General features: G+C 71.1%; 3 protein-coding genes and 1 pseudogene. 3 read left to right on the forward strand and 1 reads right to left on the reverse strand.

Features of this window, described 5'->3' with window-relative positions:
- Positions 1-80: 80 nt before the first annotated feature.
- Complete coding sequence (locus ACFU7Y_RS40450; RefSeq protein WP_380771372.1) at positions 81-932, reverse strand: hypothetical protein; 852 nt, start codon at positions 930-932, stop codon at positions 81-83.
- 561 nt (positions 933-1,493) lie between these two features.
- Between ACFU7Y_RS40450 and ACFU7Y_RS40455 the strand changes: the two are divergent.
- From ACFU7Y_RS40455 to ACFU7Y_RS40465, 3 genes and pseudogenes are all read left to right on the forward strand, one after another.
- Positions 1,494-1,760: pseudogene (locus ACFU7Y_RS40455) on the forward strand (protein-L-isoaspartate O-methyltransferase); the annotation flags it as partial.
- A gap of 130 nt (positions 1,761-1,890) precedes the next feature.
- Positions 1,891-2,271 (forward strand): hypothetical protein, encoded by a 381-nt coding sequence (locus ACFU7Y_RS40460; RefSeq protein ID WP_380771376.1) that lies wholly within the window; start codon positions 1,891-1,893, stop codon positions 2,269-2,271.
- A 269-nt stretch (positions 2,272-2,540) separates the two neighbouring features.
- Positions 2,541-4,685 carry an alkyl/aryl-sulfatase gene (locus ACFU7Y_RS40465; RefSeq protein ID WP_380771374.1) on the forward strand — a complete coding sequence of 715 codons (2,145 nt, stop codon included), beginning with the start codon at positions 2,541-2,543 and terminating at the stop codon, positions 4,683-4,685.
- Positions 4,686-4,747: the final 62 nt, after the last annotated feature.

Consider the following 4,747-nt stretch of genomic DNA (forward strand, 5'->3'; position numbering starts at 1 on the left):
GCCCTTGCTCCTCCGCAAGGGGCCGCCGGTTCACGGAGGTGGCGCCTACGGGTCGGTCGGGCGGCGTGATCGGGTGCGTTTCAGAAGTGGTCGGGCCCCGACCAGCTGTACCAGCCGTCACCGACCTGCGTGTAGCGGGAGGGGTGCTGCGTCGGACCGCCCGCCGGGAAGTAGGCATAGCCGTGGGCGGCGAAGACACCGGACCCGGCGACTGCGAACCTCACGCCGCCGTCGACCAGTTCGGCGTCCCGGACCGGGTAGCCGCCGATCCAGGTCTGGGTGCGGTCCGTCGCCCCCGTGGCCAGGGCCTGCTCGGCGAAGGAGGTGAGCGCGGGCCGGGAGACCGAGAACCGGGTGTCGCGGGGGATGCCGTGGCTGATCAGCAGGGCCGCAGCGCCGACCAGCAACGGGGGCACCACCCAGCGCCAGGAGCCGTGCCGCCGCCCCGTTCCGGTCTCCTCGGCCGACTCCTCCCTGGCGAGCACCGCCTGCCAGGCGAGCCAGGCGAATGGCAGGAGCACGAGCACGATCAGGCCGAGCCCGAGCATGCCGTAGTCCTCACCGGGCACGCTGAAGCCCAGCACGACGGCGCCCGTCGCCAGCGAGCAGCCCAGCAGCACGCTGTTGCCCGGCCGGTGGAGCCGGCGCACGCGCCTTCGTACGGCGGGTGACGCGGCCAGCCCCGCCAGGCCGAGCGCGAGCACCACCAAGGCCGGTGCTCCGACCGGCGCGAACAGCGCGGCCGGCACCGCCAGGAGCATGCCGGCCACCGCCGTCCCCACCACCACGGCCCCGTGCACGAAGCCCTCCGGTGCCGCGCCGATGACGGCCAGCAACGCGGCCAGGACCAGCGGCCCCCGGTACCCGCACACGGACAGGCGGTGGAACGGGACGGCCCTCAAGGCGGCCGAGAACGAGGAGTTCGTGATCACGCCGCCCATCCCTACCAGACGGTGGGTTCCACCCGGAAGGCCCATGCGTTCCGCCTCTTCCGTGTGCCTACGGCTGGATCCACCTTGTCGGCCGCGAGTTGCCGGCGCGCCGGCATTCCCTCCCGGTGGCTCCTTGCTCCCCGCAAGGAGCCACCGGTCAACAGCGCGTGATGGTGCATATTTTCGATCCATCACGGCCGCCATCTGCGACTACCTGGAAGGGGCTGACCGAGGATGACGAATCACCTCCATGACGACGAGCAACTCCTGCGGGCTCGGGTCGCGTTGGCCTCGGAGATCGAGCGGGTGAGCGGGGTGCTGTCCTCGCGGGTGGTCGAGGCGTTCCTCAATGTGCCGCGCCATGCGTTCGTGCCGGCGTTCTACCGGGAGGAGGGCGGCGTTCATCGTTCCTGGCGAGCGGGCGACGGTTGGCTGCGGGAGGTGTACGCGGACCAGGTGCTGGTCACCGAGGTCGAAGGCGTACACGCGGAGGATGCCGGTTCGGAAGGCGTGCGCGGCGTGGCGACCTCCTCGTCCACGCTGCCGAGTCTGATGGCCGACATGCTCGACGCGTTGGATGTCCGCCCCGGGGACCGGGTGTTGGAGATCGGGACCGGGACGGGCTACAACGCCGCCCTGCTCTGCCACCTTGCCGGGGCCCAGCACGTCACGACCATCGATCGCACCGAGCACCTGGTGGCCACCGCCCGTACCCGGTTGAGCGAGGTGGGCTTCGAGGCCGCCGTGGTCCAGGCCGATGGCGCCGACGGATACCCGGGCAACGGACCGTACGACCGGATCATCGCCACCTGTGGCGTGCGCAGCCTCCCCCAGACGTGGCTCGACCAGTGCGTGCCCGGCGGCCTCGTCGTCGCTCCGCTGGGCGGTGCGGTGGCCAGGCTCACCAAGCTGCCGGACGGGCGCGCGGTCGGGCGCTTCCTGCCGTCCGGCCGCCTTCATGCCGTTGCGCGATGGAAAGGAACCCGGCTGGGAGGTCCCCGAGCCGACCAGCGCGGACAGCCGGACCACGGAGAGCGGCGCCCACGTGTTGGACGACCCGGGGTTCGTGTTCTGGGCGGACCTCCACCTCGCTCCCACCGTCGTCCGCGACGGCCATGCGCTTCGCGACACCGCGGACGGCTCGACCGCCCACGCGCAGGGCCGCACCGTCGCCCTCGGCGGCCCCCGTGACCTCTGGCGGACGGTCGAGGCCGCCCACCAGGTCTGGCTCGACCGGAACCGCCCCCGGCGCGAGTGGTTCACCGTCGAGGCCGGCCCGGAGGGCCAGTTCGCGGGCTACACGGCGCCGGACGGCAGCACGACCCGCTGGTCTCTCTGAGTGCACAGGAAGTCGGCCACATCGACTTCCTGTGCGGGCGGCTGTGGAAACCCCCGCTCTGTCCCGGCCACCACGTACGCCTGGCGAGTCGTTTCGGCGGCCCCTTGCTCCTCCGCAAGGGGCCGCCGGCACGCGTGCGAGGCACCGGAATCCGGCCGTTCTGCTCCGACTGTTGGCTTGATCAGCACCCTTGTGAGTAACCATGCGTGTGCATAGCGTGACATGGCCGCAGTGCGGCGCTCACACAACGACGTGGAGGTGGCTTCGCCATGCCCGAAACGCCCGAGTACACCGAGCCCGTCGAGCCCACCCCCGGTATCGCCGAGGCGAACCGGAAGGTCTCGGAGGCGGTCGGGGCCGCCGACGAGAAGGACGGTCGGGACTTCGCCGACGCCGGCAGGTTCCTGATCGCCCCGCCGGACGTGCCCGTCATCTACTCCCGCAGGGACCGGGAGAAGGTCGTCTGGGACTTCACCGCCTACGACTTCCTCACCGACTCCGACCCGGGCTCCGGGCCGTCGACGGTCAACGGGAGCCTGTGGCGGCAGGGCCAACTCACCGCCATCGCCGGGCTGTTCCAGGTCACCAGCTGTCGCGCGTACCGGATCTACCAGGTGCGCGGCTACGACCTGTCCAACATGACGATCGTCGAATCCGACGAGGGCCTGATCGTCATCGACCCGCTCGCCTGCTACGAGACCGCGCAGGCCGCCCTCCAGCTGTTCCGGGACAAGACCGAGCTCACCAAGGAACAGCGGCCGATCAAGGGCGTCGTCTACACCCACTGCCACGTGGACCACTTCGGCGGCGCGCGGGGCCTGTTCGCCGAGCTCGGCGACGCACTGGAGCCGGACGTCCCCGTCGTCGCGCCGGAGGGCTTCCTCGAACACGCCGTCAGCGAGAACATCTACGCCGGCCCGGCGATGGCCCGGCGGGCGCAGTACATGTACGCGGCCCAGCTGGACAAGGGGCCGACGGGGCAGGTCGGTTCGGGCCTCGGCCTGACCATCTCCACCGGCGAGGTGACCCTCGTCCCGCCGACCGTCTACATCGGCGGGCCCGAGCACCAGCCGGTGCCGAAGACGCAGTGGAACGACCAGGCGTACGTCATCCCCTGGCGGCCGGGGCTGTACGAGTACGAGCTGGCCGGCGTGCAGCTGCTGTTCCAGCTCACCCCGGGCACCGAGGCCCCGGCGGAGATGAACATCTACCTGCCCGACGCCAGGGCGCTGTGCATCGCCGAGAACGCCACCCACACCATGCACAACATCCTCAGCCTGCGCGGCGCGCAGGTCCGGGACGCGCACGCGTGGTCGAAGTACCTCACCGAGGCGATCCAGACGTTCGGCAAGGAGACCGACGTCCTGTTCGCCTCGCACCACTGGCCGATGTGGGCCGAGGTGGACGAGTCGACCGAGAAGCTGAGCAACGTGCGCATCCTGGAGTTCCTCAACAAGCAGCGCGACATGTACGGCTACCTCAACGACCAGACGCTGCGGCTGATCAACGCCGGCCAGACGGGCATCGAGATCGCCGAGGAGCTGAAGACCCTCCCGCCCGGCCTGAACGACCACTGGTACGACCGGGGCTACTACGGCTCGGTGAGCCACAACCTCAAAGCCGTCTACCAGCGGTACATGGGCTGGTACGACGCCAACCCGGCCCACCTGTGGGAGCTGCCGCCGGTGCAGGCCGGCGCGTCCTACGTGCAGGCGATGGGCGGCGCGGAGGCGGTGGTGGCCAAGGCGGCGGAGGCGTACGGCAAGGACACCGCGCAGGACTTCCGCTGGGCGGCCGAGCTCCTGAACCACGTCGTCTTCGGTGCGGCGGACCCGGACAGCGGGATCTCCGCCACGGCGCTCCAGCAGGCCAAGGAACTCCAGGCCAAGGTCCTCACCCAGCTCGGCTACGGCGCCGAGAACGGCACCTGGCGCAACGCCTATCTGGTCGGCGCCCAGGAGGTCGTCGGCGGTCCGCAGCCGGCGATCATCAGCCAGTCCTCCGCCGACCTGATCCGCAGCACCACCCTGGAGCAGTACTTCTCCGCCCTCGCCCGCAGCGTGGACGGGCCGACGGCCGCCGAGCAGTACCGCGCCCCGATCGTGCTGGACTGGGTCTTCACCGACGAGACCGGCGCCGAGACCGGCGTCAGGTGCACCACGACGCTCCGCAACGGCGTGCTGGTCTTCGTCGACGGCGGCGACCGCCTCGTCGACGTGCCGGACGCCGTCATCAGGCTGACCCGCAAGGCGCTCGACGAGCTGGCCGAGCGCCCCGGGTTCAAGCACAACTTCGACACGGCGGTCGCGGACAAGGTGGTCCTCCTGGAGGGCGACCACGCCCAGGAGGCGGCGGACCAGGTCTTCGGCACGCTGACCCTCCCCGACCCGCAGTTCCCGATCGTCACCCCGTAGCGGCCCGCCCGGTACGGCCGGCCCCGGCGGCTCCTCGCTCCCCCGAGGGGCCGCCAGTGTGC

Source organism: Kitasatospora sp. NPDC057542 (assembly GCF_042801945.1).
GTDB lineage: Bacteria > Actinomycetota > Actinomycetes > Streptomycetales > Streptomycetaceae > Kitasatospora.

What these genes read in the sequence shown, in the direction of transcription:
- ACFU7Y_RS40460 (WP_380771376.1), top strand. Translation starts at nt 1,891, where the DNA reads ATGCCGTTGCGCGATGGAAAGGAACCCGGCTGGGAGGTCCCCGAGCCG.
- ACFU7Y_RS40465 (WP_380771374.1), top strand. Translation starts at nt 2,541, where the DNA reads ATGCCCGAAACGCCCGAGTACACCGAGCCCGTCGAGCCCACCCCCGGT.